This is a genomic window from Geobacillus sp. C56-T3, from assembly GCF_000092445.1.
GTDB lineage: Bacteria > Bacillota > Bacilli > Bacillales > Anoxybacillaceae > Geobacillus > Geobacillus thermoleovorans.
Genome location: NC_014206.1, coordinates 704,168 through 730,886, shown reverse-complemented (window position 1 = coordinate 730,886; position 26,719 = coordinate 704,168). Strand labels below are relative to the sequence as shown.

Below are 26,719 nucleotides of genomic sequence, written 5' to 3'. Positions count from 1 at the left end.
ACTGCAAGGCGATTGCAGCCGTCAAAAAAGAAATGGAGCAAAGCAAGCAAGAAGCTGGCCCCCATGTTGAGGCCAGCTTTTTTCATTTCGTCGACTCCCGCACTTCAAGCCGGTGCGGCAAGACAACGATATGGTGGTCCACTGGCTCTTTGTTCATATACTTCGTCAAGAGCCGCATCGCCACCGCCCCGATGTCGTACATCGGCTGCACGACGGTCGTCAGCCGCGGCCGCACCATCGTCGCCAATCGCGTGTTGTCAAAACCGACGACTTCCAGTTCATCCGGCACGCGCACCCCGTGGTCTTGGGCGCTGTGGATGATGCCGAGCGCCATTTCGTCCGTGCCGGCAAACACTGCCGTCGGCCGTTCGGCAAGCTCCGTCATTTTCTCATACGCCTCCAAGCCGGAGTCGTACGAGTTGTCGCCCTCAATGACGAGCTCTTCCTCATACGGCGCGCCGTGTTCCTCAAGCGCGCGCCGGTAGCCAGCCAACTTCCGCTGGTTGATCGGGTCGTCAGTCGGACCGGTCACATAGACAATGCGGCGGTTTCCTTTTTCCAGCAAATACGTCACGGCTTCAAACGCCGCCTGCTCGTAGTCGATGTTGACCGAGGGAATCTCCTCCGGCCCGATGGTGGCCGCCAGCACGATCGGCACCGACGATTTTTGAAATTCGGCGACGTGCTCTTCGGTGATCGTCCCGCCCATAAACAACAGGCCGTCCACTTGCTTGGCGAGCATCGTGTTGAGCAAATGCAGCTCTTTTTCTTTGTTTTGGTCGGAGTTGCTCAAAATGATGTTGTACTTGTACATTGTGGCGATATCCTCAATGCCGCGCGCCAGTTCGGCGAAGAAAATGCTCGAAATATCCGGGATGATCACTCCGACCGTCGTCGTTTTTTTGCTGGCGAGCCCCCGCGCCACGGCGTTCGGGCGGTAGCCGAGCCGCTCGATGGCCTCAAGCACTTTTTTCCTCGTCGACGGTTTGACGTTCGGGTTGCCATTGACGACGCGCGAGACGGTCGCCATCGAGACGTTCGCCTCCCGCGCCACATCATAAATCGTTACCGTCATGTTGTTTCACTCCTTTTCGCTCGATCCGATAACCGGTCAAAATCCGAATGTATGTACAACTATCATACGATACATTATCGCCAACTCGCAACGAAATCGCAACCATTTTGCCGGTTTGTTCACAAACCGTTCACGAGTAGTTTATCCGAAATCGGCCATCGGCATGAAAGAGAAGCCGTCATTTCACTGTCTTCTTTCGGCAATCGGCTTCCATCCGCACCCAAAACAGAAGACGTCCCCAACACGATGGGACGTCTTTTCATGTGGAAATGTCGCACCTTGCTTTTTTGCCGGCCTCGCTCTCTTACGCCCGAACGAACTGACGTTGGAACGCGCGCACTTCTTCCATAAACTCGTTGAATTGGGCGATGTCCATTTGCTGGGCGGAATCGGACAAGGCGACGGCCGGGTCCGGATGCACTTCGGCCATGACGCCGTCGGCGCCGATCGCCAAGGCCGCTTTGGCGCACGGGATGAGCAGATCGCGCCGCCCCGTTGAGTGGGTGACATCGACGAACACCGGCAAGTGCGTTTCTTTCTTCAAAATCGGCACAGCTGAAATGTCGAGCGTGTTGCGCGTCGCCCGCTCGTACGTACGGATGCCGCGCTCGCACAAAATGATCTGCCCGTTTCCTTGCGACATGATGTACTCAGCGGCGTTGATGAATTCTTCGATCGTCGCCGCCAAGCCGCGCTTCAGCAAAATCGGCTTATTCACTTGGCCGGCTGCCTTAAGCAGCTCAAAGTTTTGCATGTTGCGCGCGCCGATTTGGATGACGTCAATATAGTCCAAGGCGATTTCAATGTCCGCCGGCGTGACGATTTCACTGATGACCGCCAAATCAAACTCATCGGCGATCCGTTTCAAAATTTTCAGTCCTTCCACGCCGAGCCCTTGGAAATCGTACGGCGACGTGCGCGGTTTGTAGGCGCCGCCGCGCAGCAGCTTGATCCCTTGTTTTTTCACGGCCTCCGCCACCGCAGCGACTTGTTCATAGCTTTCCACAGCGCACGGGCCCATGACGAAATATTGATTGCCGTCGCCGATTCGCTCGCCTTTCACTTCAACAATCGTGTTTTCCGGATGCTTTTTCCGCGAGACAAGGAGCGCCTTGCGGTGGTCGTCTTCCTGCAGCTCGAGCGCTGCTTTAAAAATTTCCTTGAAAATGTGCTGCAGCGTCGACGTTTCAAACGGCCCATCGTTATGCTCGGAAATGAGATCCAACATTTTCCGTTCGCGCACCGGGTCGTAGCGGTGCGTCCCTTGCGCTTCTTTAATTTTTCCGATCTCCTGAACGAGCCGTCCCCGTTCATTGATCAGTTTCAACAGCTGCAAGTTGATCTCATCGACTCGCGCCCGCAGTTCGTCTAATCTCTCATTGCTCATGCTTTTCTCATCCTTTCGCCAAGTGTAGTGCATTGTTTTCGCCGCTTGCCGGCAAGCGGCGCCCCCGTCTTGGAGAGCGAAGTCGTTTAATTAGTGTTTATTATAATCGATGGAGCTATCGTTGTCACGAAAAAAATGCTTTTTTGATTAAACGCTTTTAAGCGATAAAGCAAAAAGTGTGCAAAAAACCGCCCGCAGTAAAGGCGGACGGTCAAGCGCCGACATGCTCCGAGAGCGCGCCATACGTAATGGCCCAATGGGACGCATGCCAGACGACGCGGCCGTTTTCAAACAGCAGCACTTGCGGCGACTCGTGTTTCACCCCGGTCGCCTCGGCGATGTAGTTGGACAGCGGACGCGCTTCCTGAACGTACAAGCAGTACACCGCGAGCTCCGGGTGATCAGCGGCGAACTTCTCGCATTCGCCAAACGCCGCCTGGCTGATCGGGCAGGTGAGGCTATGCTTGACGAACAAAAAACGCTCCGTTTCCTTCATGACGCGGTCAAACTGTTCGATCGTCTCCAGCTTCTCCATTCCCATCTCTCACTCCGCTTCTTTTCGCGATGTGATGTTTTGCTCGGCGTCATCAAGCGCCGCCTCGGCTTCCTCAAGCAGCTTTTGCAGCGTTTCCCGGTCGGCTGGCCCGGCGGATGGCGGAATCGGAATCGTCGCCTCCTTGGCTTCCTCTCCATCGTTTTCCCCGCCAGCTGGCGCCGTCGAGGATTTCAACGGAATGAAGCTGGCGATTTCCTTCGTTTTCTCTTTCGCCGTTTCCAACCATTCGACAGCCGTTGTTTTCACCGGCTCCCACGTTTCATCGTTGCTCCACTCGGCCAGCCATTTCCGCCCTTTTTCGCTCGTCAAAAACAACGCAGCAGCCGCGCCGGCGATGCCGCCGACCAGCGCGCCAAGCAAAAATCCACCGTTATTTTTCGCCATTCGATACACCCTCCTTTAACGATTGTTTTTTTCTCCATTTTTCCCGTAAATCGAGCAAAACATTTGTCCAGCGCAAGGCCTTCACCCATTTTCCTTGCTCCAGGCCCGCCCGCGCCGACAAACCGGCAGCCGCCTGCCGAAGCGCGCGGTTGAGCGAACGGATCGTGCCGCCGATCTCTCCGACCGCTTCGATTGCGCCATTTAGCGTTTCTGCTTTTTTTTGCACATCGCTGGCAATGCCGTTAGCCGTATGGAGAAGTTCACGAACTTCTTTCGCCACCGTTTGCACTTGCTCATCGGCATGGTCGATCGCCGCTGTCAGCCGGCGCAGCGTTTCCTGCAAAACGATGAGCGTCTTGGCTATGTAAACGACAAGCAGCAAAAAAGCAAGCGCGATGAGCGCCACGCTTCCATACAAAAGCCATTCCACCCGATTCCCTCCTTGCCCATTCGAACGTTTCATTCCCTTTGTACCCATCTTTTCCCGCTTTCAAACTTCGACATAGAAAAGACGGCTTCCTTTTTGAAACAGGAAAAACGGGCCATCTTCATCACAGCCCGTTCCCTGTCGGCCGTCAGGCGGAAAGAACGGCCCGTTCGTACGCTTGTTGAAACTTTTGAATGTCGCCGGCGCCCATGAACACCAACACCGCGTCTTGATGCTGCTTCAACACGGCTACGTTTTGTTCCTCAAGCAGCTGGGAACGCGGAATTTGCGCCTGCAAATCACGGATCGTCAGCTTGCCCTCATGTTCGCGCGCCGAGCCGAAAATGTCGCACAAATACACGTGGTCCGCTTGCAGCAAACTTTCGGCAAACTCGCGCAAAAACGTCTGCGTCCGTGTATACGTATGCGGCTGAAAAATCGCCACCACTTCGCGCCCCGGATATTTTTGCCTTGCCGCCTCCAATGTCGCCGTAATTTCGCGTGGATGATGCGCGTAATCATCGATCAGCACTTGGCGCCCGACCGTTTTTTCACTGAAGCGGCGCTTCACGCCTTGGAACGTTTGCAGCCGCTTGGCGATTGTGCCCGCATCCACCCCTTCGTAGTGGCAGAGGGCGATCACGGCGAGAGCATTCAATACGTTATGAGTGCCGAAGCGCGGAATGGCAAACGAAGCGAAAAATGTGTTGCGCACGAACACATCAAACGCCATCCCTTCCGTCGTCTTGACGATATTGCGCGCCTGAAAATCGTTTTCTTCGCCGAATCCATAAAACAAAATCGGCACTTTCGCCTGAATGTTCGGCAAATACGGATCATCCCCGCAGGCGACGATCGCTTTTTTCACTTGATTCGCCATTTGCTGGAAAGCGGAAAACACATCGTCGACATTGGCAAAATAATCTGGGTGATCAAAGTCAATATTTGTCATGATCGCATAATCTGGAAAGTAGGAAAGGAAGTGCCGGCGGTATTCGCACGCTTCAAACACAAAGTATTTGCTCCCTGGCTCTCCTTTTCCCGTGCCGTCTCCGATCAAATAGGACGTTGGATGGGCTCCTTGCATCACATGGGCAAGCAACCCCGTCGTCGTCGTCTTTCCATGCGAACCGGTCACCGCGATGCTCGTAAACTTGCCTGCCAGCTGGCCTAAAAAGCGATGGTAACGAATGACAGGCACACCAAGCTGACGGGCTGCCTCGATTTCCTCATGCGTATCCGGAAATGCGTTGCCGGCAATGACCGTATAACCTGGGCGAATATTGTCTTTCGAAAAAGGCAGCACCGGGATTCCCCGCTCTTCAAGCGCCTTTTGCGTGAAAAACCATTTCTCTACATCCGACCCTTGCACCGTATAGCCAAGGTCATGAAGCACTTGCGCGAGCGCGCTCATCCCCGTGCCTTTAATGCCTACAAAATGGTAAGCTGTCATCGTTAAGCCCTCCAACCATCGTCTCTCTGTAAGACAGTATATGATATCCATCTCGTTTTGCCATTTCTCTCATTGCGGTGCACCATCCATTTCATTTCCTCATTATAGCACGCAAGGAGGCAAAACACTACCGCCCGCCCAAAGGAGGCCGCCCGCCCTCAGCTGTTCTGCTCGCGCCAGCGCTCCCACTCGTCCTCGCTCATCAACACATCGCGCGGTTTGCTGCCGCGCGCCTCCGAAATCAACCCTCGTTCCTCCATCATCTCGATCAACCGGGCGGCGCGGTTGTAGCCGATGCGGAAATGACGCTGCAGGCTCGATGTCGACGCCCCTCCTTGGGCGATGACAAACCGGCACGCTTCCTCGAACAGTTCGTCATCCTCGCCGCCCATCGACGCCGTTTGCCGAAAATCGTCCGGATCAAACAGATAGGATGGGCCTTGTTTCTCTTTCACGTGCGCTGCCACCCGCTCGATTTCCTCATCAGAAATAAAGCAGCCTTGCAGCCGCACCGGCTTGGCCGAACCATTTTCCAAAAACAGCATATCGCCGCGCCCAAGCAGCCGCTCAGCCCCATTCACATCTAAAATGGTGCGCGAATCGACTTGGGAGGAGACGGAAAACGCGATGCGCGTCGGAATGTTCGCCTTGATCAACCCGGTTAGAACATCGACCGACGGCCGCTGCGTCGCGATCAACAAATGGATGCCGCACGCCCGCGCCTTTTGCGCCAGCCGGCAAATCGATTCTTCGACATCGGCTGGGGCGGCCATCATCAGGTCGGCGAGCTCATCAATGACGATGACGATGTACGGCAGCGGCGGCTCGCTGCTTCCGCGTTCGCGAAGATGGGCGTTATACTTTTCAATATCGCGCACGCCGGCGTGGACAAACTGTTCATACCGCCGTTCCATTTCGCCGACCGCCCACTTGAGCGCCCCCGCCGCCGCCTTCGCCTCGGTGATCACCGGGCTGAGCAAATGCGGCAGCCCGTTGTACGGCGCCAGTTCGACCATTTTTGGATCAATGAGCAGCCATTTCACTTCGTGCGGCGCTGCTTTATACAACATGCTGATAAGCATCGCGTTCATGCATACGCTTTTTCCCGACCCGGTCGCCCCGGCGATCAGCCCATGCGGCATTTTTCGGATGTCAGTCACGACCGGCGCACCGCTAATGTCAAGCCCAAGCGCCACGGTAAGCGGCGATGGGCTTTTACGGAACGCTTCGCTTTCTAAAATTTCCCGCAGGCGCACCGGACGGCTCGTTCGGTTCGGCACTTCAATGCCAATCGTCCGTTTTCCCGGGATCGGCGCCTCGATGCGAATATCTTTCGCCGCCAGACTGAGTTTGATATCATCGATTAAACTCGTAATCTTGCTCACTTTCACTCCTAAATCCGGCTGCACTTCAAACCGCGTCACCGTCGGTCCTTGCGTCGCCCCAACGACTTTGGCGCCGATATGGAAGCTCGCAAACGTCCGGTCCAAACGCTGGCATTGGTCGCGAAGCCACTGCTCGTCGCGTTCGGCCGCTTTCTCGGGCGGTTCAAGAAGCGCCAATGGCGGCAGTACGCAGCCGTTCGATCGATTCGCCGCCTTTTCTTCGAGTTTGCGCCAATCTTGCTTTAACATGATCACATTATACGGGATGCGCGTTCGTTCGGGGCGGGAAGCCTCCTTCCGGCCCGCGGACGCCGCCGAGTGACGGATTTCGCGATCTGGGGTCTTCTCCCGCTGTTCTGTCGAAGAAGCGCGCCCTCCGTCGCCATTCCTCATCTGTGACGGCACCCCTCGTCCTTCGCTCTCCAAGCCGCCGTCTGTTGCGTGCGGCGCGCGTTCGTTGCCTCGTTCGTCCAGCTCCTGCCCTTTCTTTTCATCCGCCTCGGCATCACGTTCTTCCTGCCCTGCCGCCGGCGCCAGCTCATGTTTTCCTTCCGTTTCCATAACAGCCGCGGGCATCGCTCCGCTCGCGTCTTCGTTCCATTCCTCTGCCCCCTTGGCCAAAGGCGCCTCTTCTTTTGGCGGTTCAGCCGCCCGGCTTTCCGTGCCCTCTCGCGCGTCTCGCCGTGTCGCTTCGCCGCGGAGGGCCTCTTCCCGAACCGCCTCATCGCTCCGATTCTCCATGCCCCCCGCGGTCAGCTCGGGTTCATCCGCTCGTTGCCGCTGTTTCCCCCGATTCCGATCATATCCAAAAACCGGGGATGGCACATCGGACGGGCGGAACGGCCGTTTTTCCGCTATTTCCCTTGAAACGCCAGCCGACGAGCGCCGACTCGGCAGCGGCCGGGATGCCTCGCTTTTCGCCCGCCTCGGCCTTTCCCGATTTTCACCCGGCTGGTCATCCGGAATCAACGGAAAGCGGAAGCGGCCTTGCGGATATTGGTAAATGACATTCACCGCGCCGCGTTCGGGCGTGTCGGCCGACAGAGGGGAATTCGCTCGCTGTTCGTTCCCTTCCTCTTCCTCGTCGCTCGTGAGAAAACGAAGCCATCGTTTCCAAAATTTCATCCATCACGTCACTCTTTCTTTGCCTTCATTGTCGGAAAAAATGCCACTGGCGTCGTTCCAGTGGCGAAACAACAGTCGGAATCCGTCTGCACCGCCCGTCGGAACGTCAAAAAACGAACGGCTGGCCGACCTCATACTCATCGGACAGCACCAAAATGCCTTTCTCCTGCGGGGCGTTTGGCAGCCCAAGCTCGCGGGCCGAACAAATCATGCCGGATGACCGGACGCCGCGCAGCTCGCTTTCTTGAATGACGAGGCCGTTTGGCATCACGGCGCCGATTTTGGCGACGACGACTTTTTGCCCTTCGGCGACGTTCGGCGCTCCGCAGACGATTTGCAGCACCTCACCGCCGACATCGACTTGGCAGACGCTCAATTTATCGGCGTTCGGATGCTTCGTTTTCTCTTTCACATATCCGACGACAAACTTCGGCGACAAGTCAGCTTCGATCGGTTCGTCAAAACCGTTTTTCGCCAAGATGTCGTTGATGACGCCGACAAGCTCCTCATTCACTTCCAGCGGACCGTTGCCGGAAAACGGATAGTATGAAGACGCGGAAAAAATGTTATAGCCGACCGTCTCGCCCGTCCGTTCGGACATGATGCGGACGACATCGCCTTGTCTGACAAACGTCCGTTCCTCATCCGCCGCCGGTTTCAGCGACACGAGCAACACGTCGCCGACCCCTTCTCGGTTGTAAAACACGTTCATCGCTTCATTCCTCCTTGCCGTTACGTTCTCCGTTTTTTTCCTAAAATGAAAATCGGTTCAAGTTTCCCATTTTCGTATAAAAACGACAGCGCCGTGATCGGCACGCGGCCGCCGGCAAAAAAGCTCATCGTCATTTGCGCGAGCACGTCATAACCGATGTCGTTGCGCACATCAGCGATGATGAGCACATCTTGATGCGGAACAGCGACGGCCATCGTTCCTTCCACGCGCGCCCGCATGTCGGCCAAAAACGATTCGTTTAAAATGCGGCTCGCATCATAGCCGTCATTTGTGTTCAAAAAATAAAACACGTTGTCCGCCACCCGGTCCTCTTTCACCGGCGTCGGCAGCGACCTGACGTTGAAACGGGCGATTTCCTTCACCCGCTCGCGGCTCCATTTGTCTTTCTCCAGCATGCGCTCATCAATCAAGCGATACGTTTTGCCTAGGTCGAGCGCATAGTAAATGCGCGTTTCGGCTGTATGATCATCAAACAGCAACGGAATGCCTTCTTTCGTCTCCGTCGGAAACGACGCCGAGCGAATGACGGGATAAATGTTTCGCTCGTTGCCGGAAAGCGCCGCGTCTTCCTCCATCGTTTTCAACGTTTGCTCCACATAATAAACGACTTCGCGCACCGCCTCGTCTTTTTGTTCGTGCCATTTGGCGATCACGCCAGGAAGCGAGATCGTCACGCCTTTTTTCGTGCGGCGGTCTTCCACGCGCATTGCGTCTTGCTTGGGATCAAAGCGAAACGTCCAGTGCCGGTGGGCGACGAGACGCTCTTTAATCTTCTCATACATTTGCCGGCTATTCATTCGTGTTCCTCCTTGTTTTGCCGGCGCCCGTGCCTTCCGTTTCCCTCTTTCGGCCGGGGCTTGGCCAAAGGCGCATCCGGCGTTGAAAATGCCAGGCCATGCCCGCGCGGCGTTTTCACCGTTTGGTGCCGCCCCTCGCTTTGCCGGCCGCTCGATCCAGCTCCTTGGTGGAACGCGGCCCGCTCATTCAGCCGGCCGCCATCATCGGCATGACCGTTCGTTATTTATCATACATGGAACGACCCGTTTTGACAAAGCCATTCATATTGACCGGCCAAAAGCTCGACGATGTGGGAAAACATCGCCGATCGGTCAACGCGCCCGTTCGTCAACACGCCGACCGCACCTTCTTTCCGCCGAACGTTCCTCCTCCCGGTGTACGCTTCCATCACGTCGCCGAGCTCGCGCCCCGCCTCGATGCCGGCCCCGACGTCCGGCGGGAGGGTGAGGCGGGCGCCGGCGGCGGCCACCACCACTCCGTTTCGGTCAGCGAGCGCCCCCCAGTTGCACAGCCACCATTGCCCATCGATCTTCGTCACGCCGCCTTCCAATCCGATGCCGATGTCCGCCTCGGCCGCTTCGAGCGCCCGTTTGGCGCGCCGGATGGCGCCAAGCCGCGTCTCTTCATCGGACAGCGGCTGCGCGGAAACGCCTGATGGCACCTCAAGCGATACAATGCGGTATTCCTTTTCCGAAAGCACCGCCCGAACGGCGGCGATTTTCGCTTCGTTGTTCGTTCCAACCGCAACGGTTTTCATCCAGTGCCCTCCTTGTCATGGAAAAGGAGAAGCGCTCGCTTCTCCTCAGCTGTTTTGGCGAATCGTCTCGACCGTCGTCCGGTCGCACCGTTTGACGAGCTCAACGATGAGCTGTTTGGCCGCCGCGTAATCGTCGACATGAATGATCGACGCATGCGTATGAATATAGCGGGCGCAAATGCCGATCACGGCCGACGGCACGCCGCGGTTGGCGATATGGACCCGCCCGGCGTCGGTTCCGCCGCCTGGGGAAATGAAAAACTGATACGGGACGCCAATCGTTTCCGCGGTGTCGAGCACAAACTCGCGCATGCCCCGGTGCGTAATCATCGTCCGGTCGTACAAGCGGATGAGCGCCCCTTTGCCGATATGGCCGAACGCCTGCTTGTCGCCGGACATGTCGTTGGCCGGGCTTGCTTCCAAGGCGAAAAAGATATCCGGGTTGATCATCGCCGCCGCCGTCTGCGCCCCCCGCAGCCCAACTTCTTCCTGCACGGTCGCCCCAGCGTACAAGACGTTCGGCACTGTTTCGCCGTTCAGCTCTTTTAACAACTCGATCGCCAACCCGCAGCCAAACCGATTGTCCCACGCTTTTGCCATCACGGTTTTTCCGTTGGCCAACACCGTGAACGGGCTGACCGGCACGATCGGCTGACCGGGGCGGACGCCGACTCGTTCGGCATCTTCACGGCTTTCCGCTCCGATGTCAATCAACATGTTTTTCATCTCCATTGGTTTCTTGCGCTGCTCCTCATCAAGCAAATGCGGCGGAATCGACCCGATCACGCCGATGACCGGCCCTCCGTCCGTGATAATCTGCACGCGCTGGGAGAGCAGCACTTGATCCCACCAGCCGCCGAGCGGCTGAAACCGAATCATGCCATTGTCGGTGATCGCCGTCACCATAAACCCGACTTCATCCATATGGCCGGCGACCATCACCGTCGGGCCCGCCTCATCACCGCGTTTGACGCCAAAAAGGCTCCCGAGGCGGTCTTGCACAATGTCATCGGCGTATTTCGCGAGCTCTTGGCGCATGAATTGCCGCACCGGGTGCTCATAGCCCGGCGCTCCCGGAAGCTCGGTCAACGTTTGAAACAATCGCAGCGTTTCTTCCTTCATCATCGGTCTTCCTTCCTGTTCTCGACTCGATTCGGGTTCGCTTTGTTCTCCTTACATGTTCCGTCAAAATCGGCTATACTAAACGATAGCGACAGAAGCAAGGAGGGAATATTTGATGGCTTGGAAAAAATGGCTCGTTGGCGCCGCCGTCGGCGCGGCCGCCATCTATGCGATCCGCTCCGCTTCCAAACCGGCGCTTCTTTCTCCGGAACAAGCGCTGGCGCTGGCGAAAGCCGCGCTTGGCGGTCCGCGCGCCATCCGCGGTTCCTGGATTCAATCCGCCCCGGAGCGGTATGAGAAAAACGGCCTGGCGTACACCGTATACCGCGGCGGCGTCTGCCGCGACGACGGGGATGACGAGTTTTTCATCAACGCCTACACGGGAGCCATCGTGGACGCCAAGCCGCTGTCATAGCGGCCGCTCCCGCTTCACGGCGGCGGCCATCGTCCCGTCTTCCTGCCATTTCACAGCCCGATAGTAGGCATCATGGTAGAAGGTAAACCACGCATTTTGCTTTACGCCGTACGGGAGCCATCGCTGTTTGGCAAAAATCGAATCCATGGGGTAATCGTCGTACGCCATCACCCAAAGGACGTTTTGATGGGCGTGCGTGCCAAGCAAATCGCCAAGATGAATGGCCATCTCCCCGTCTGATTCGATGAGCACGATCGCATGCCCGGCGCTATGCCCGCCGGTATGGACGAGGCGGATGCCAGGAACGACTTCCGTTTCCTTTGTAAACGGAACGACTTGATCCGCGATCGGCTCCCAATTTTCTTTCCAATACGTATTGCGCGATCGGATGTTCGGGTTTCGCATTTCCTCCCACTCGACATCCGAGGTGATGATCGCCGCGCGCGGAAACGCCGGCACGAGCCGTCCGTCTTCCCAAACGGTCAATCCGCACGCATGGTCAAAATGCAAATGGGTCATGATGACGATGTCGATGTCGCGCCGCGTCAGCCCAAGCCCAGCAAGCGATTCATCAATCGCTGATTCTTCCGTGACGCCGAAGTTGCGCTTTTGCTTGTCGGTCAGCTTGCCGTTGCCGATGCCGGATTCAATGAGCAGCCGTTTTCCATAGGCTTCCACCAAAATCGGATCGGTGCGCAGCTCGATTTGATTGTTGTCGTTCGGCGGATATTTTTTCGACCAAAGCGGTTTCGGCACGACGCCAAACATCGCCCCGCCGTCAAGATGGGTGACGCCGCCTTGCAGCCATGTCAATGTGACTTGTCCAATTCGCAACTGTTCCATTTCCTCTCTCCCCCCTCCACTAGTGTACCATTTTCTCCATCAATCGGAAATAGAAAAAGACCCGACCAATCGGTTCGGGCCTATGACGACCGCCGCGGCGGGCGCACCGCCTCGCATCGGTAAATGCGGTTTCCTTTGACGGAAAATTTTTCCTCATACTCTGTCATGACATTGTCCGTCATGCCGCTTTGATGCAAGTCGAGCTGGACCGATGCGAGCACAAACCCATATTGCGACAAACTGACAAGCGAGTATTCGAAAAACGATTGATTGTCCGTTTTCAAATGGATGTCTCCGTCTTCCGCCAAAATGCGGTCATAGAGCGCCAAAAAGTCCCGATACGTCAGCCGCCGCTTTTCGTGCCGCTTTTTCGGCCATGGGTCGGAAAAGTTCAAATAAATGCGCGACACTTCCCCGTCGGCAAAAAACGCGGTCAGATCTTTCGCATTGGCGTTCAGCAGCTTGACGTTCGCGAGCCCGCTTTCGATCAGTTTGTCAAGCGCGGACACGAGCACGCTCGGGTACAGCTCGATGCCGATGAAATTGACATCCGGATGAAGTTTGGCCATTTCCGTGATAAATTTGCCTTTCCCCGTCCCGATCTCGACATGGATCGGCCGATCACAGCCGAACAGCTCGCGCCATCGCCCGCGCTTTGTTTCGGGATCGGGAATGACGTATTGCGGATACGCGGCGATTTTGTCTTTCGCCCACGGTTTGTTGCGCAAACGCATATTGACACCTCAGCCTTGTTTCCGTTTGTTGGTTTGACGATACCACACTCGCGCCAAAGAAGCAAACGCGAAAAAACGCCCGGGCATACACTCGGCTCGATCCGGGCATCATAAAACCGTACAGCCTGGCGAAAGGATGGTGACCAGCATGCCGCTCGACCATAACCATCAATTGACCGTACTTCGCGACATTTTATCCGAACATCAGCTCGATTGTTGCGGAACGGTTTCCGAATGCGAACAAATTGAACGGCTCGCCAAATCGCTGCTCGCCAACGATGAGGTGAACAGCCAAGTCAAGCAAATTCTCCCCCATATTTACGCTTATGGCCAAGGCGGGAAATACAGCGCTGACTTAAACGCCCACATTTCCGCCCACCAAGGCCAGCTCGCTGATTGGTTAAACGAGCTGTCTTGACCTTCCCCTGCGCTTTCACGCTGCCACAACGTCTTCTTCGGCCAAACACTGATATGATCAGGACAACGGCGGCCGCCGGTCGAGCGCCGGAAAGTGCCGCCTGTGTTTCACCCATTTCGACAGAAGCGGCGCACAGGACGTTATCAGTGCTCCGTGATGACCCGTTCCAATAACCGAAGCGACTGCTTCTTTTCTTTTTCGCCGTCCTTCCCTTTCGGCCAAAACAGCGAGTGCAACGTATGAGCGATCGTATACCACTTTAGGCGGAGGCCAAGCTCCTCGCTCCATGCCCATCCATATCGGTCGAGCCATGCTTCCCATTCGACGCGCGGAATGTACAGATGAAGCAGCATGCCGATGTCGATCGCCGGATCAGCGATCATCGCTCCGTCCCAATCGACCAAGTACAACGTGCCATCGTCGGCCAGCAGCCAATTGTTATGATTGATGTCACAGTGGCAGACAACATATTCGCCATCCGGCAATGACGAAACATGCTGTTCAAGCCAGTCAAGCGCCTGACAGACGACAGAACCACCGGCCGGATGGCGCCGCTGTTGCTCAGCGAGGAGAGCGAGCATTTTCTTTGCGCGCAGCGGAGATTTGCCGAGCCGCTTCAGCATCGTCACCAGCTCTTTTGAACGATGGATTTTCCTTAGCAGCGCCGCCACTTGCTCGCTTCCCATCTCCCACGGCTTCAGCTCCCGGCCGTTCAGCCATTGCTGGGCCGTAAACACATCGCCGTTTTCGAGCCGCTTCGTCCATACAAGCTTCGGGACGATGCCCTCGGCCGACAATACAGCAAGAAACGGAGAAGAATTCCGCTTTAAAAACAATTTCTTTCCTTCATATTCCGCAAAATACGCATCCCCTGTAGCGCCGCCAGCGGGAGTGATCTCCCACTCCTTACCTAGTAACTGTTCCAAGCGTGTTCACCTGCGACTTAAAAATAGAAACGTCTCCGTTTGCTTCTCGCGCCCAAATAAAAAGGACGGCCAGGCCGCGTCCTTCTTCCGTCCATTTTACTTGTATTATACTGAAATACCGCTCCGGCATGCAAACATTTTTCTCGGCAAACGCCTTGCTTAAAACTGCCAAAGCGGAAGCGCCCCGCGGCTCCCACTCCGGTCGGCCGCCCTTTCCCGTTTCGTCTCAACGGCGGCATGTTTCATCAGATCGATAACCACCGCTCCTCTGCAAACCTTGAGACGATTCCGGCGCGCCGTCTGAGCGGTCACCCTGCAGGCTGGACGAGCACCCATGTGCCGACGCCGTCGAGCCGAAGCATGCCGCGCGCTTGGCCAAAGGGCGTTGTCCCGCATCGCTGTCCGTCGCATACAACCGCCCACTCGCGCTCGTCGGGGAGCGCAATGGCGGTCTCTTTCTCCTCGTTATGATGCACGACGATGATGTCCTCCCAAGGCCCATAGACGGCGACATCATGCAATCGGTAAGCGATGACCGACGGCGGCAGCGGCTCAAGAAACGTGAAATGACGCAGCACTTCCGCTTCCGTCGCGAGGCGGAACGCGCCATGCGCGCGGCGAAGAGCGATCAATCCTTGAACGTAGCGGACGTCGTCTTCATAGCGGCTTTTCCGCTCCCAATCCAGCTGATTGACCGCATCCGGCGATCGGTAGCTGTTCCCATCGCCGCCTTTCGTCCGATAAAACTCTTGGCCGCTGTGCAAAAACGGAATGCCTTGCGCCAACAGAACGATCGCCGTCGCCAGCTTTTGCCGCTTCCGCCGGAGCCATTCCGGCTCATCATGGTTGGCCGCCTCCATCTTATCCCAAAACGTATGGTTGTCATGGCATTCGACGTAATTGATCGACTGACGCGGGTGGCAAAACAGCCCGCCGAGCGCTCGCAAGCTCCCGGCAATGGCGAGCTTCACCTGTTCTCGCCCGCCTGGGTTGCCGAGGGCGAACCCACGGTCCGGCAAATGAAAGGTGCTCCCTTTCACCGCATCGCGAAACCGGTCATTGAAATAAGCGAAGCGCGGCAGCTGCTTGGCGTTGGCCATCGTCGCCTTTTGTTCCGGAGGAAGGGGCGTCGGCAAGTCCCAACCTTCCCCATACACAAGGATCGACGGATCGATGGCGTCGAGGGCATCGCGCACCGCTTTCATCGTCTCGATATCGTGCACGCCCATCAAATCAAAGCGAAACCCGTCAATGCCATATTCTTTCGCCCAAAATACAACCGAATCGACGATCCAGCGGCGCGCCATCCGCCGCTCCGAAGCGATGTCGTTGCCGACGCCGGTGCCGTTGGCCGGTTGGCCATAGGCGTCGTAGCGGAAGTAATAGCCGGGAACGAGCTTCTCAAGCGGCGATTGCTCCCGGTCGTAGACATGGTTGTAGACCGCATCCATCACGACGCGCAATCCGCTTTCATGCAACGTGCAGATCGCCTGTTTCAACTCGATGATGCGCGCGTATGGGTCCGCTGGATCGGTCGCATAACTCCCCTCCGGCGCGTATAGATGAAGGGGATTGTATCCCCAGTTGTAAGCCGCTTGTGGGTCGCGCTCATCAACCCCGGCAAAATCGGTAAACGGCATGAGCTGCACATGGGTGACGCCCAGCTCTTTGACATACGAAAGCCCGGTGGCCGTCCCGTTCGGCCCGCTTGTGTTCGTTTCAGCCAGCCCGAGATACTTCCCTTTATGGACGGCGCCGCTGTCCGGGTGGCTCGTAAAGTCGCGGATGCTCAGTTCATAAATGATGGCATCCGTCGGCGAACAGAGCGGCGGAAGCGGCGAAGAGGGCGGCGCCAGCTTCGTTTTCTCCCAGTCGATCACGACGCCGAACTCGCCATTGATCGAAACAGCAGTCGCATACGGGTCCACCGCCTCGCGCCATACGCGGTTGATGCAGGCGATATATGTGTAACGCGCTCGCTCCCAATCGCCGGGGACGGCGGCTGACCATACGCCGCGCTCGCCGCGCTCAAGCGGCACGCAGCGGATCTCGCCGAGATGCGGATGAACAAGCTTGACGCTGACCGCGGTGGCAGTCGGCGCCCAGACGCGAAATACCGCCTGTTCTTTGAAATACTCCGCTCCTAACGGCCCATCATAGAAAAACCGATCATCAAATGCAGGAGTACGCACAACGGCGCCGATTTGAACATCGGTCTCCTCCCCGCGGCAAGAACGCACCCAGTATGTCGCTCCAAACTCGAATGCGGATGCAAACCGGCACACATATTTCACCGTCTCCCCAACATCCTCGACGTGCTGCACGGACAGCGGAATCTCCTCGCCGCTCGGCGCCACGAGCGTAAACGGCGCCATTCCATCAAAGCCGAGCGATTTCGGCGCAAGCACAACGATTTGATCCATCTCGTCCAAATAGGCGGCAAACGTTCGGCTGATGTGAAGCATGTGCGTTCACCCCTTTTTTCTCCGGTTAATACCATCATACGTAAAAGAAAAAGGGCGGTGCCAAATCATCGGCCGGTCGCCCTATCGATGCACAGATGTTTCTATTGTTGCCCTTCCTCGCTGTTCATATTCTCGTCTTGCCGGCGGTCGTAAAAGCTGGCGCAATGGCGAAGCAGCGCCTCAGCCGCTTTCAGCTGCCCGTGCCGAAGCGGGAGAGCTGAGCGGCGCAGGCGGGAAAACCACTCGTCATAATTTCGCTTATCAATATAGCGGATAAACGGAAAAAGACCGCCGCTGTCAATGTAGCCGGAGCGGTTTAACAGCACGAGATGGATCGGCCAATCGACCCCATGTTTGCAAAAAATCTCCGAAACGATCTGCTCCGTCCGCCGCAGCGACACGACCGGGTTGACCAGCCTCGTTTCGTTCGTTCCGGCCTGTTCCACCCAAAACCGGCCGGTTGACGCCATGACGATGTTGTCCGGCCTTCCTTCGACGAAGGCAATGCACCAGAGCGCGGATGGCGTCAACATCATCGTCTCCAGCTCCACCGGCGCCTTGCCGACCATCGCCACCGGCCGGTAAAAGCATAAATGCGTATCCGGAAACCGCTGCAAAAAATATTTCAACGTCTCATCGCCATACACGGCCTCATCGAGGGAGGAAACGTACATCATCGTGGAACTCGCCCATTTCAGCTGCAACTCGAACAACTCATCCAAAAACTGCTGTTTCAATTCCTCCAGAGTAGCCGCCGGACGAGCCATCGGCGCAAGAGAAAACGTCTCTTCTTCCGTAAGCGCGGCACGGCGGCGCCATCGTTTCGTCAGCCGTTCCCACCATGACGGTTTGTCAAGCCAAACATCCCACGTCTCGCCCGTTTCAAGCCATCCGCTGGCCTCAGCCGTTCGTTCGGCTTGCCACCGCGCTTTTGCCTGCTCCCATTGCCGTTGCTTCAGCCGGATGAATTCCGGCACATAATAGTACACATCGGTTTCGTAGCGGGAAATGCAATCCATGAGTTTAACGAGCTGACCCATTGTTTCACCTGCTATTTCCGGCCATTCATCGGCGCGCCAAGCAACGGGAACACGGCGATCGCTTCGTACTTCGGCGTCCGTTCCATATTCGTCCGATACAGCACGATCTCAGGCACCGAAAACACCGCCTTGGCCGCGGCAAGCGAACGGAGGCGATCCGGGCGAAACGGTTCGGCTCCCTGCCATTTGCGGGCGATCGTAATATGCGGGGCAAACGGCCGCCGGTCCAAGGAAAACCCAAGCTTCATGCACGCTTCATACACGTCGCGCCGCAATCCATTCAACGCTTCTTCCGTTTCGACTCCTTGCCAAAAAACGCGAGGCGCCGTCCGCTCTCCGAACGTCCCAAGCCCGGCAAGCGCGAGGGAAAACGGGGCGCTTTTGGCGGCGACGGCGGCCATCGCTTCGCACAGCGGCGCCATTTTTTTCGGCGGCACATCGCCTAAAAACGCGAGGGTGATATGATAGTCCTCTTCATGCACCCATGTGCGAAACGGCAGCGACGACGCCGCATCCCCCGAAAATCGGGCAATGGCTTGTTTCGCTTCAGACGTCAGCGGAACAGCGATAAAATAATGGCTTCGTTTCACTTCTCTTCACCTGCCGTTCGTTCTCGTTTTGCGAGCAAAAGGAGCACGAGCACACCCACGATCGTGCAGATGCTAAAAAACAAGTAGACAGCGCCGATTTGCCAACGCTCAAACAAATATCCGCCCACCAACGTGCAAAACCACGCGCCAAGGCCATTGCCGACCGCTGAGTATAACGCCACGGCCGTCGCCTGCACCCGCTCCGGCGCCAAGCGGCGCGCATATTGAAGCGCCGTCGGGATCGCCAGCCCGACCGAGCAGCCTTGGACGACCGTCGTTACATACACAAACCAAAGAGGCGGGTCGACCGCGTACGACAGCCAGCGAACCGCGGAGATGAGCGCAGCCAATAGAAGAAGCCGCACCATGCCGAAACGGCCGATGAGCCGATCCGCTGCTTTCATAAACGGCGCCTCGCTGCCGGCGGCAAACAAAAAGGCGAGGCCGATGCCAGTTAACGTCCCGCCCAACTCATGAATGAGCAGCCCGAAATACGAGTTATTGGCCAAAATCGGACCAAACAGCAAAAATGTTGCGACAAGCAGGAGCTGAAACGAGCGGACGGACAGCAGCCGGCGCACATCCCGAAGCGTCAACGCCCCCGGCGCCGCCATCGGGTAGCGCGGCAGGCGGGCGGCCAAAACCAACGCGGCCAGCAGCGCCAGCGAAAAGGCGTAAAAAATGACCGCAAACGCGACATGATCGGACAGCCATCCGACAACCAACACGGCCGCGGCAAACCCGATCGATCCCCAAAGCCGAATCGCCCCGTAGTTTCCGCCCGAGCGGCGCACATGATGAAGAGCGATGCTGTCGGAGAGTGGAACGATGGCGCTTTGCATCGCCGAAAGCAGCACGGTCAAGGCGACGAACACCCGGTAGCTTCCGGCCAGCGAATAAAGAAGCCCAAACAGCGCTGTCACCCCGAGCGCCAGCGTCAACAGTTCGACCGGTTTGCGCGTATAATCGGCCGCCGTGCCCCAAAGCGGCTGGGCCGCCATCGTCACGATCGGGGGAAGCGACATGATCCAGCCGATCGCCGCCCCCGAAAGGCGCGCCTCTTCCTGCAAATAGACGGACAAAAGCGGAAACAAGGCGCCAAAAGCAAAAAAGATGAGAAAATAAAAGAGCGGAAACACCTGTTTTCGCACCGCCGCCTCACGTTTGAACGCCGCTTCCATCCCGTCCCCCCTTTCGTTCAAACAACGCCCGCCCCGCTCTCTTTTTCGCCGGGGCGGCGGACCACCGTTTATTTCGCCAGCTCGTAAATCGCCTGCGCGTAAATGGCGGTCGCTTTCACCAAATCGTCGATTTCGATATACTCATCTTTCTGGTGGGCGACATCCGGACGGCCCGGAAACAACGCGCCAAACGCCACCCCGGCGGTCAAGGCGCGGGCGTATGTGCCGCCGCCGATGGCCAAAAGCTGGGCCGGCTCGCCCGTCTGCTCTTCGTAGACGCGCTGAAGCGTGCGGACAAGCTCGTGGCTCGGGTCGATATAATGCGGCTTCGTATCGCTGAACCGGCTGAGCGCGAATCCATGTTCAGCCGCGGCGCCAGCGAGCGTCCGGCGGATCGCCTCGCCGTCGGCCGTCACCGGATAGCGGATGTTCAGCCCAATCGTTCCGCCATGCTGCCGGTCATACGACAGCACCCCGACGTTGACGGTCAAGTCGCCGCTTTGTTCGTCGCGATACGCAAGGCCAAGCCGCCGGCCGCGGGCATCGCCGAAAAAGGCGGAGGCCACAAACTGAATGAACGGCCGGCTTCGGCCATCGAGCGGAAGCGACGCCAAAAACTGCGCCAAATAGACGCCGGCGTTTTTGCCGCGCTCCGGCTCAGCGCCATGAGCGGACACCCCTTCCAATTGAAAGACGACGGCCCCTTCGCTTTGCCTGATGCTCCCCTTTACGCCGCGCTCCCGGCAAAACTGTTCATAGAGGCCAAGCAGCTCCTCCGTCCGTCCCGCTCCTTCCACCACCGCTTCGGCCGCATCCGGCACCATATTGTAGCGGCGCCCAGCTCGAAATGAGGCAAGCGCGAGCCCTTCCGCCTCCGCCGATTCAAGCGGGCGGTATGCCAAATCGGCGTCAATGATTCCTTTTTCGGCATGAATGATCGGAAAATCAGCATCCGGCGCAAATCCGACATCCGGCATTTCTTCATGACGAAAATAGTGCTCCACACACCGCCAGTCGCTTTCCTCATCGCCCCCGATGATAAGCCGCACCCGCTTGCCAAGCGGCAGCCCGAGGTCACGGATGATTTTCATCGCGTAAAACGCCGCGACGGTCGGCCCTTTGTCATCGATCGCGCCGCGCCCGTAAAGGCGGCCATCGCGCACCTCAGCGGCAAACGGATCCATCGTCCAGCCGTCCCCAGGCGGCACGACGTCGATATGGCCGAGCACGCCGACAAGTTTCTCCCCATGCCCCATTTCGATATGCCCGGCAAACCCGTCCACATTTTTGACGCGAAACCCTTCCTCCCGGCCGCGGCGAAGCATATGCTCAAGCGCCTCGGCCACCTTGGGCCCAAACGGCGCGCCCGGCTGCGCCTGCTGATCATCGCGGACGCTCGGAATGCGGACAAGCGCTTGCACGTCGCGGACAAGATCGTCTTTTCGTTTCTTCGCTTCGTTCATCCAGTCGATGTTCAACGCCATTCTTCCTTTCCTTATTCAACACCCTTTGTTGCCAACGTATCATATCAAAAACAGGAAGTCAAAATGTTTCATTCGTTGCAAATCGATTTCCGTTTCATGACAAAATGTTGAAATTTTTCGTGAATAGAGGCAACCGGGTAGCATTTTCCCTCTCATTTCGTGTACAATGGTAGTAAACAGACAAAGACATCTCTCATCTGCTAGCGGTCGGTTGTGCCATGCGAATGATGCTAAGATAGGGAGTGGTCTTTTGAAACCTTCAACACATCGGATGCTTACCCGCATCAAGTCCGTGTATATGTACATTAGCGAAAAAGGAACGGTTACGACCCAAGAGCTTGTTGATGAGTTCGGCACCACCCCACGAACGATCCAGCGCGACTTAAACGTGCTTATGTACAACGATCTCGTTCGCAGCCCAAGCAAGGGCAAATGGACGACCACAAACAAAAAAGTGCGCATCTCTTCGTAAACCCGGTGCCAATAGGGTAGGCAAGATGAGAGATGAACGCAAACCATTTTTCCACAGATGAACATCCACTATTTTTCCATAAAAAAGGAACCGCGTCAGGTTCCTTTTTTTTCGTCCGTCTCTGGCCGGTATTGCTTCAACATGTCCACCTCTTCGTCCGTCAATTCCCGATACTCGCCGACGGCCAAATCCGGGTCAAGGGCGAGCGGCCCCATTTGAATTCGTTTTAAATAGACGACCCGCTTGCCGACCGCTTGGAACATCCGCTTCACTTGATGGAACTTCCCTTCGGTGATCGTCACCTCGACATCGGAACGAAGGCCGGATTTCAACACAACGAGCTTGGCCGGCTTTGTTTCATAGCCGTCATCAAGGACGACGCCGCGCTGAAACGCCGCGACATCTGCTTCCGTCACTTCCCCGTCCACGACGGCAAAATACGTTTTCGGCACGTGTTTTTTCGGCGACAACAGCTGATGGGCGAGCTGGCCGTCATTCGTCAAGAGCAGCAGCCCTTCCGTATCTTTGTCAAGCCGCCCGACCGGAAACGGGGAAAATGCCCGGTCTTCTTCTTCAAGAAAATCGACGACCGTCTCTTCCACGGCATCTTCCGTCGCGGAAACGACCCCCGAAGGCTTATTCATCATCAAGTAAATGAATGGCTTGTACTCGACCGTTTCTCCCCAAACGGTCACGATTTGCTCATCCGGCCGCACTTTCGTTTTCGCATCACGGACCGGCGCGCCGTCCACTTTCACCGCTCCGGACTTGAGCAGCTTTTTCACTTCCTTCCTCGTCCCATACCCCATATGGGCGAGCAGCTTGTCAATGCGCAGCTCCACAAATCTCCCTCCTAAAAATATGGCCTTCATTAGGCGTTCATCTAGTCCGCTTCCGCCTTCCCCCCATACACTGTGAAGGAAACATCAAGAAGGGGGATTTGCCGATGAATGAATATTACTATTATGTCCCAACGTTGGATGATTACCGTCAACAGCCGCCAGCCAGCCAATTTTGGCCCGGATACCCAGGCGGGCCATTCGCCAACTGGGCGCGGCGCATCGAACGGCTTGAGCGGGCCGTCGAACGGCTCGACCGCCGGCTCGACCGGGTGGAAAGCCGCCTCGATCGCATCGAACGCCGGCTCGGCCTGTCGTAAGCGAAATGGAGAAAGAAGGCGGGGACGACCGCCTTCTTCTTTTTTTGCCGCAAGCCGAACGGCATGGGGGAGGGCGAAAAACAGCCGTCGTCGAACCCTTTCGTTCGGGCGCCGCGATGTTCGCAAGAAGCGCCGTCCGCCGGGCTCCCGGCCTAAACGATCCGCTTCTAGAAGGCCGGTGAAAAACGGCTGTCACGAGCAAATCAGCGGCATTTCGCCAAAAAAAGAAGGCTGATTTCGCAAGGTTTTTCTAATTGAGAAATAGCTGGAACTAGCAGCATTTTGTACTAAATCACCAGCCTCCTAGGAAACGGCCGTCCGGTCAACGGCCGATCCCCCCATACACCCTCGTCTACGATACCGCCTTTTTCTCTTTCCGGCGCCAAAACGCAAACCGGTCGCCAAACAGCGCCGAAAACAACCCGGAGCGGATGCTGAGAAACAAGTAGACGGCCGCCCCGACCGCTGCGCCGATGGAAACAGCGCCCACCGATTCAGCGGTGCCGGCGCGGTAATCGATCCATCGGGACGCCAGCGCCTCGACCCCCATAACCGCCGCTGACATCGCCGCCGTCAGGATGGCCATAAACGCCGTCCGGCGGGCGACAAACCGATAGCGGTAGCGCGTGCGGCGCTGAATGACCCATAAGTTGAACGCCACAGAGACGAAATAGCCCGCCATCGTGGCCACAATGGCCCCGACGGCCGACCATTTCATAATGAGCGGCGTGTTGAGCAAAAGCTTCACAAGCAAGCCGGCTGTCAAACTGACGACCGTAAACCGCTGCTCGTTGATGCCTTGCATGATCGCCGCCGTCACAGAAAACAAAGCGTACAAAATCGCCGCCGGCGCATACCAGCGCAACACTTGTTCACCAAGCGGATCATAGCTGTAAAACGAGCTGTACACCGGCCCTGCAAGCACCGCCATGCCAATCACCGCCGGGAGCGTTAAAAACATGAGCACTTGAAACGTCTGGTTCAAATATTGCCGCAGCGCTTTCCGGTCTTGCGCGACATACGCTTTCGTAATCGTCGGAATGAGCGCCAAGCTGAACGAGGTCGCGAGCGTCACGGGTATGATGACGAGCTTTTGCGCCCACATGTTGAACACGGAATACGCGTGCTCCGAGATGTTCCCGCGGCCCGCCGCCGCCATCGCGTGATTGAACGTAAACTGATCGACGAGCTGGTACAGCGACATCGACAAGCCGACAAACACAAACGGAATCGAAGAAAGAAGCAGCTCTTTATACATCGCCAAAAGCGACACGTCCGCTTCGCCGCGGTCGCGCGCAAGCAGCGACTGCAAATACGGACGCCGCTTCCACCAATAGACAAGCAACACCAAAAGCCCCGCCGCCGCCCCGACAAACGCGGCAAACGTCGCCGCGCTCACAGCGGAGACGATCGAGCCGTCCATCAGGCGCAAAATGACGTAGCACGCCCCAAGCAAAAACGCGATGCGCGCGATTTGTTCGACGACTTGCGACAGCGCCGTCGGGCCCATCGACTCATGTCCTTGGAAAAATCCGCGGATCAAGCTCATCACCGGCACGATGAGGAGCGCAAAGCTGACCGCGCGGATGACGGCCGTGACGTCGTCGACCGAGTTGACGTTCGTTTTCGCATCGATGACGTGCGGCGCCAAGATGGGCGCCAGGGCGTACAAAATGAGCCATGAGGCGATGCCGCTTGCGATCATCAAGACAAGGCCGGAGCGAAAGAGCCGATAGCCGACGCCGTATTCCCCAAGCGCGTTGTATTTCGACACAAACTTTGACACCGCCACCGGCAGCCCGCCGGTCGCCAAGCTCAAAAAAATTTGGTACGGCACATAGCCGTATCCGTACAGCGCCCCGCCGCGCTCGCCGACAAGATGGTAAAACGGGATGACGTAAAATAAACCAAGAAGGCGAGAAATCATCACGCCAGCCGTTAAAATAAACGTGCCGCGCAGCAGTTTCGATGTTGACATATGACCCCTTCCCTAGCCATGGACGTTGAAAATGACAACGTATCTATTTTACCATAGTTGTCAATGGAACGAAAAATATCGGCCACGCGCAGAAAGAAAGGGTGGAATGAACATGGGATACGACGTCATCATCATCGGCGGCGGTCCGTCCGGGCTCATGGCGGCCATCGGCGCCGGCGAAGAAGGGGCGAAGGTGCTCTTGTTGGAAAAAGGAACGAAGCTCGGGCGCAAGCTCGCCATCTCCGGCGGCGGACGCTGCAACGTGACGAATCGGCTGCCGGTGGATGAAATTGTCCGCCATATTCCCGGCAACGGCCGCTTTTTATACAGCGCCTTTTCCGTATTTAACAATGAAGACATTATCCGCTTTTTTGAGCGGCTCGGCGTGCCGCTCAAGGAGGAAGACCACGGCCGCATGTTTCCCAAAAGCGACAGCGCCCAGTCGGTCGTCGACGCGCTTGTTCGCGAATTGTCGCGCCTTGGCGTCGATGTTCGGCTTGAATCGCCAGTGGCGGAGGTGTTGTATGAACAAGGAAAAACAGTCGGTGTCACGCTGAAAAGCGGGGAGACGATCCACGCCCGTGCGGTTGTCGTCGCCGTCGGCGGCAAATCGGTGCCGCAAACCGGCTCAACGGGCGACGGCTATCCGTGGGCGGAAAAAGCGGGCCACACGGTGACCGAATTGTTTCCAACCGAAGTTCCGATCGTCTCGCATGAGCCGTTCATCAAAGAGCGGACGCTGCAAGGCTTGTCGCTGCGCGACGTCGCGTTAAGCGTCTTAAAGCCGAACGGCAAGCCGATCATCACCCACCGGATGGATATGCTGTTTACGCACTTCGGCATTTCCGGCCCAGCTGCTCTCCGCTGCAGCCAGTTTGTCGTTAAGGCGTTGAAAAAAGCGGCGGACGGCGCGGTCGAAATGAGCATCGACGCGCTTCCGGACGTGACGCAGGAAGAGCTGTTTCAACATTTCGCCAAGCTGTGCAAAGAGGAGCCGAAAAAGGCGATGAAAACGATCGCCAAAACGGTGCTTCCCGAGCGGTACGCCGTCTTTTTGCTCGAGCGGGCCGGCATCGACCCGCACGCCTCTGCCGGCACGGTCGGCCATGAGGCGCTGCGGGCGTTTGTCCGACAGTGCAAACAGTTTACCTTTTACGTCCACGGCACGCTGCCGCTTGAGAAAGCATTCGTCACCGGCGGCGGCGTGTCGGTCAAAGAAATTGAGCCGAAAACAATGGCCTCCAAATGCATGGCCGGCCTTTACTTTTGCGGGGAAATTTTGGACATTCACGGCTACACGGGCGGCTACAACATCACCGCCGCCCTTGTCACCGGGCGGCTCGCCGGCGTGAACGCCGCCCGCTATGCATTGGCGGAAAAAAACGGGGCGAGCGGCTCCGCGGGGCAGACAGCAACGAATTGACCGCCGTCCTCATGCCCCTCGGGTGCTCCGGGGCGTTCGCTGACATTCCGACAACGCCCGTCTTCAAGGCGGGCGATCGCAAAATTTCGCCGCCTGAAATGGAAATGCCGCAACGAAAAAAGCGTCGCCCGCTTTGGGGGGATCAGCACGAAAACGGCCCAAAGAATCCCGCAGTCTGGAGCCGTGTGAAGTGTCAAGTCCGGTAAATGACCATGGCGGAAAAACAGTAGATTTGCTCGCCTTCCGATTCCATCGCCGCCACGCTGTACTTGACATCGATCAACTGTCCGTCTTTCAATCGGGCTAAAAAATCATTGACCGCCGCTTCCAAATCTTTTTCATGCTCTTTATCAAACACTTTCACTTTGTACATCGCCATTCCCCCGTTT

General features: G+C 57.1%; 27 protein-coding genes. 5 read left to right on the top strand and 22 right to left on the bottom strand.

What is annotated here, in order from left to right; translation table 11 throughout:
* Positions 1-82 precede the first annotated feature (82 nt).
* From ccpA to GC56T3_RS03740, 11 genes are all read right to left on the bottom strand, one after another.
* A complete protein-coding gene (gene ccpA, locus GC56T3_RS03795; protein WP_013144454.1) occupies positions 83-1,075 on the bottom strand; it encodes a catabolite control protein A in 993 nt (330 codons plus the stop codon).
* A gap of 304 nt (positions 1,076-1,379) precedes the next feature.
* Positions 1,380-2,462: a bifunctional 3-deoxy-7-phosphoheptulonate synthase/chorismate mutase gene (locus GC56T3_RS03790; RefSeq protein WP_013144453.1), complete on the bottom strand. Its 1,083-nt coding sequence runs from the start codon at positions 2,460-2,462 to the stop codon at positions 1,380-1,382.
* 211 nt (positions 2,463-2,673) lie between these two features.
* Positions 2,674-3,003 (bottom strand): bacillithiol system redox-active protein YtxJ, encoded by a 330-nt coding sequence (ytxJ, locus tag GC56T3_RS03785; protein ID WP_013144452.1) that lies wholly within the window; start codon positions 3,001-3,003, stop codon positions 2,674-2,676.
* A 3-nt stretch (positions 3,004-3,006) separates the two neighbouring features.
* Positions 3,007-3,402, bottom strand: a complete 396-nt coding sequence (locus tag GC56T3_RS03780) for a hypothetical protein (RefSeq protein WP_013144451.1) — start codon at positions 3,400-3,402, stop codon at positions 3,007-3,009.
* Positions 3,389-3,832 carry a DUF948 domain-containing protein gene (locus GC56T3_RS03775; RefSeq protein WP_013144450.1) on the bottom strand — a complete coding sequence of 148 codons (444 nt, stop codon included), beginning with the start codon at positions 3,830-3,832 and terminating at the stop codon, positions 3,389-3,391. Before GC56T3_RS03775 ends, GC56T3_RS03780 begins: the two co-directional genes overlap by 14 nt.
* Positions 3,833-3,977: 145 nt before the next feature.
* Complete coding sequence (gene murC / locus GC56T3_RS03770; RefSeq protein ID WP_011232289.1) at positions 3,978-5,282, bottom strand: UDP-N-acetylmuramate--L-alanine ligase; 1,305 nt, start codon at positions 5,280-5,282, stop codon at positions 3,978-3,980.
* Positions 5,283-5,440: 158 nt separating this feature from the next.
* A complete protein-coding gene (locus tag GC56T3_RS03765) occupies positions 5,441-7,792 on the bottom strand; it encodes a DNA translocase FtsK (RefSeq protein ID WP_013144449.1) in 2,352 nt (783 codons plus the stop codon).
* A 106-nt stretch (positions 7,793-7,898) separates the two neighbouring features.
* A complete protein-coding gene (gene ytpR / locus GC56T3_RS03760; RefSeq protein WP_013144448.1) occupies positions 7,899-8,504 on the bottom strand; it encodes a YtpR family tRNA-binding protein in 606 nt (201 codons plus the stop codon).
* A 20-nt stretch (positions 8,505-8,524) separates the two neighbouring features.
* Positions 8,525-9,322, bottom strand: a complete 798-nt coding sequence (locus tag GC56T3_RS03755; RefSeq protein ID WP_013144447.1) for a DUF1444 domain-containing protein — start codon at positions 9,320-9,322, stop codon at positions 8,525-8,527.
* A gap of 227 nt (positions 9,323-9,549) precedes the next feature.
* Positions 9,550-10,080: a DUF84 family protein gene (locus tag GC56T3_RS03745; RefSeq protein ID WP_013144446.1), complete on the bottom strand. Its 531-nt coding sequence runs from the start codon at positions 10,078-10,080 to the stop codon at positions 9,550-9,552.
* Between the two features lie 45 nt (positions 10,081-10,125).
* Positions 10,126-11,202 carry a M42 family metallopeptidase gene (locus GC56T3_RS03740; protein WP_041468216.1) on the bottom strand — a complete coding sequence of 359 codons (1,077 nt, stop codon included), beginning with the start codon at positions 11,200-11,202 and terminating at the stop codon, positions 10,126-10,128.
* A 115-nt stretch (positions 11,203-11,317) separates the two neighbouring features.
* Between GC56T3_RS03740 and GC56T3_RS03735 the strand changes: the two genes are divergently transcribed.
* The gene (locus GC56T3_RS03735) at positions 11,318-11,617 is read left to right on the top strand and encodes a PepSY domain-containing protein (RefSeq protein WP_013144444.1); all 300 of its coding nucleotides are present in this window, start codon (positions 11,318-11,320) and stop codon (positions 11,615-11,617) included.
* On the opposite strand, the gene GC56T3_RS03730 is transcribed toward GC56T3_RS03735, so the two are convergent.
* Positions 11,612-12,460 (bottom strand): MBL fold metallo-hydrolase, encoded by an 849-nt coding sequence (locus GC56T3_RS03730; protein ID WP_013144443.1) that lies wholly within the window; start codon positions 12,458-12,460, stop codon positions 11,612-11,614. The genes GC56T3_RS03735 and GC56T3_RS03730 overlap by 6 nt on opposite strands.
* Before the next feature lie 80 nt (positions 12,461-12,540).
* Entirely contained in the window at positions 12,541-13,194 is a 654-nt protein-coding gene (gene trmB, locus GC56T3_RS03725) for a tRNA (guanosine(46)-N7)-methyltransferase TrmB (RefSeq protein ID WP_013144442.1), read from the bottom strand.
* 148 nt (positions 13,195-13,342) lie between these two features.
* Between trmB and GC56T3_RS03720 the strand changes: the two genes are divergently transcribed.
* Complete coding sequence (locus GC56T3_RS03720) at positions 13,343-13,612, top strand: YtzH-like family protein (RefSeq protein WP_013144441.1); 270 nt, start codon at positions 13,343-13,345, stop codon at positions 13,610-13,612.
* A gap of 143 nt (positions 13,613-13,755) precedes the next feature.
* Here the strand turns inward: GC56T3_RS03720 and GC56T3_RS03715 are convergent, their stop codons facing one another.
* From GC56T3_RS03715 to pepV, 6 genes are all read right to left on the bottom strand, one after another.
* Entirely contained in the window at positions 13,756-14,538 is a 783-nt protein-coding gene (locus tag GC56T3_RS03715; protein WP_013144440.1) for a phosphotransferase family protein, read from the bottom strand.
* A gap of 308 nt (positions 14,539-14,846) precedes the next feature.
* Positions 14,847-17,003: a type I pullulanase gene (gene pulA, locus GC56T3_RS03710; protein WP_013144439.1), complete on the bottom strand. Its 2,157-nt coding sequence runs from the start codon at positions 17,001-17,003 to the stop codon at positions 14,847-14,849.
* A gap of 101 nt (positions 17,004-17,104) precedes the next feature.
* Positions 17,105-18,043, bottom strand: a complete 939-nt coding sequence (locus GC56T3_RS03705) for a hypothetical protein (RefSeq protein WP_013144438.1) — start codon at positions 18,041-18,043, stop codon at positions 17,105-17,107.
* An 11-nt stretch (positions 18,044-18,054) separates the two neighbouring features.
* Entirely contained in the window at positions 18,055-18,633 is a 579-nt protein-coding gene (thpR, locus tag GC56T3_RS03700; protein ID WP_013144437.1) for an RNA 2',3'-cyclic phosphodiesterase, read from the bottom strand.
* The gene (gene malA / locus GC56T3_RS03695; protein WP_013144436.1) at positions 18,630-19,814 is read right to left on the bottom strand and encodes a maltose permease; all 1,185 of its coding nucleotides are present in this window, start codon (positions 19,812-19,814) and stop codon (positions 18,630-18,632) included. The genes thpR and malA overlap by 4 nt, the downstream gene beginning before the upstream one ends.
* Before the next feature lie 68 nt (positions 19,815-19,882).
* On the bottom strand, positions 19,883-21,298 hold the full coding sequence (pepV, locus tag GC56T3_RS03690; RefSeq protein ID WP_013144435.1) for a dipeptidase PepV: 1,416 nt from the start codon (positions 21,296-21,298) through the stop codon (positions 19,883-19,885).
* Between the two features lie 250 nt (positions 21,299-21,548).
* Here pepV and GC56T3_RS03685 point away from each other — a divergent pair, with 250 nt between their 5' ends.
* Positions 21,549-21,770, top strand: a complete 222-nt coding sequence (locus GC56T3_RS03685; protein WP_008880936.1) for a DeoR family transcriptional regulator — start codon at positions 21,549-21,551, stop codon at positions 21,768-21,770.
* A 95-nt stretch (positions 21,771-21,865) separates the two neighbouring features.
* Here GC56T3_RS03685 and GC56T3_RS03680 read toward each other — a convergent pair whose 3' ends face one another.
* On the bottom strand, positions 21,866-22,612 hold the full coding sequence (locus tag GC56T3_RS03680) for a pseudouridine synthase (protein ID WP_013144434.1): 747 nt from the start codon (positions 22,610-22,612) through the stop codon (positions 21,866-21,868).
* Positions 22,613-22,716: 104 nt separating this feature from the next.
* Here GC56T3_RS03680 and GC56T3_RS03675 point away from each other — a divergent pair, with 104 nt between their 5' ends.
* A complete protein-coding gene (locus GC56T3_RS03675) occupies positions 22,717-22,929 on the top strand; it encodes a hypothetical protein (protein WP_011232307.1) in 213 nt (70 codons plus the stop codon).
* Positions 22,930-23,281: 352 nt separating this feature from the next.
* Here the strand turns inward: GC56T3_RS03675 and GC56T3_RS03670 are convergent, their stop codons facing one another.
* The gene (locus GC56T3_RS03670; RefSeq protein WP_013144433.1) at positions 23,282-24,907 is read right to left on the bottom strand and encodes a polysaccharide biosynthesis protein; all 1,626 of its coding nucleotides are present in this window, start codon (positions 24,905-24,907) and stop codon (positions 23,282-23,284) included.
* Positions 24,908-25,019: 112 nt separating this feature from the next.
* Here GC56T3_RS03670 and GC56T3_RS03665 point away from each other — a divergent pair, with 112 nt between their 5' ends.
* Positions 25,020-26,330 (top strand): NAD(P)/FAD-dependent oxidoreductase, encoded by a 1,311-nt coding sequence (locus GC56T3_RS03665; RefSeq protein ID WP_013144432.1) that lies wholly within the window; start codon positions 25,020-25,022, stop codon positions 26,328-26,330.
* Positions 26,331-26,523: 193 nt separating this feature from the next.
* Here GC56T3_RS03665 and GC56T3_RS03660 read toward each other — a convergent pair whose 3' ends face one another.
* Positions 26,524-26,703: a sporulation protein Cse60 gene (locus GC56T3_RS03660; RefSeq protein WP_008880941.1), complete on the bottom strand. Its 180-nt coding sequence runs from the start codon at positions 26,701-26,703 to the stop codon at positions 26,524-26,526.
* Positions 26,704-26,719: the final 16 nt, after the last annotated feature.

What these genes read in the sequence shown, in the direction of transcription:
- GC56T3_RS03780 (WP_013144451.1), bottom strand. Translation starts at nt 3,402, where the DNA reads ATGGCGAAAAATAACGGTGGATTTTTGCTTGGCGCGCTGGTCGGCGGC.
- GC56T3_RS03790 (WP_013144453.1), bottom strand. Translation starts at nt 2,462, where the DNA reads ATGAGCAATGAGAGATTAGACGAACTGCGGGCGCGAGTCGATGAGATC.
- GC56T3_RS03720 (WP_013144441.1), top strand. Translation starts at nt 13,343, where the DNA reads ATGCCGCTCGACCATAACCATCAATTGACCGTACTTCGCGACATTTTA.
- GC56T3_RS03745 (WP_013144446.1), bottom strand. Translation starts at nt 10,080, where the DNA reads ATGAAAACCGTTGCGGTTGGAACGAACAACGAAGCGAAAATCGCCGCC.
- GC56T3_RS03735 (WP_013144444.1), top strand. Translation starts at nt 11,318, where the DNA reads ATGGCTTGGAAAAAATGGCTCGTTGGCGCCGCCGTCGGCGCGGCCGCC.
- GC56T3_RS03765 (WP_013144449.1), bottom strand. Translation starts at nt 7,792, where the DNA reads ATGAAATTTTGGAAACGATGGCTTCGTTTTCTCACGAGCGACGAGGAA.
- GC56T3_RS03740 (WP_041468216.1), bottom strand. Translation starts at nt 11,202, where the DNA reads ATGAAGGAAGAAACGCTGCGATTGTTTCAAACGTTGACCGAGCTTCCG.
- GC56T3_RS03670 (WP_013144433.1), bottom strand. Translation starts at nt 24,907, where the DNA reads ATGTCAACATCGAAACTGCTGCGCGGCACGTTTATTTTAACGGCTGGC.
- GC56T3_RS03665 (WP_013144432.1), top strand. Translation starts at nt 25,020, where the DNA reads ATGGGATACGACGTCATCATCATCGGCGGCGGTCCGTCCGGGCTCATG.
- GC56T3_RS03660 (WP_008880941.1), bottom strand. Translation starts at nt 26,703, where the DNA reads ATGTACAAAGTGAAAGTGTTTGATAAAGAGCATGAAAAAGATTTGGAA.
- ytpR (WP_013144448.1), bottom strand. Translation starts at nt 8,504, where the DNA reads ATGAACGTGTTTTACAACCGAGAAGGGGTCGGCGACGTGTTGCTCGTG.
- pulA (WP_013144439.1), bottom strand. Translation starts at nt 17,003, where the DNA reads ATGCTTCACATCAGCCGAACGTTTGCCGCCTATTTGGACGAGATGGAT.
- GC56T3_RS03705 (WP_013144438.1), bottom strand. Translation starts at nt 18,043, where the DNA reads ATGGGTCAGCTCGTTAAACTCATGGATTGCATTTCCCGCTACGAAACC.
- murC (WP_011232289.1), bottom strand. Translation starts at nt 5,282, where the DNA reads ATGACAGCTTACCATTTTGTAGGCATTAAAGGCACGGGGATGAGCGCG.
- trmB (WP_013144442.1), bottom strand. Translation starts at nt 13,194, where the DNA reads ATGCGTTTGCGCAACAAACCGTGGGCGAAAGACAAAATCGCCGCGTAT.
- GC56T3_RS03675 (WP_011232307.1), top strand. Translation starts at nt 22,717, where the DNA reads ATGAATGAATATTACTATTATGTCCCAACGTTGGATGATTACCGTCAA.
- GC56T3_RS03755 (WP_013144447.1), bottom strand. Translation starts at nt 9,322, where the DNA reads ATGAATAGCCGGCAAATGTATGAGAAGATTAAAGAGCGTCTCGTCGCC.
- malA (WP_013144436.1), bottom strand. Translation starts at nt 19,814, where the DNA reads ATGGAAGCGGCGTTCAAACGTGAGGCGGCGGTGCGAAAACAGGTGTTT.
- ytxJ (WP_013144452.1), bottom strand. Translation starts at nt 3,003, where the DNA reads ATGGGAATGGAGAAGCTGGAGACGATCGAACAGTTTGACCGCGTCATG.
- GC56T3_RS03730 (WP_013144443.1), bottom strand. Translation starts at nt 12,460, where the DNA reads ATGGAACAGTTGCGAATTGGACAAGTCACATTGACATGGCTGCAAGGC.
- pepV (WP_013144435.1), bottom strand. Translation starts at nt 21,298, where the DNA reads ATGGCGTTGAACATCGACTGGATGAACGAAGCGAAGAAACGAAAAGAC.
- ccpA (WP_013144454.1), bottom strand. Translation starts at nt 1,075, where the DNA reads ATGACGGTAACGATTTATGATGTGGCGCGGGAGGCGAACGTCTCGATG.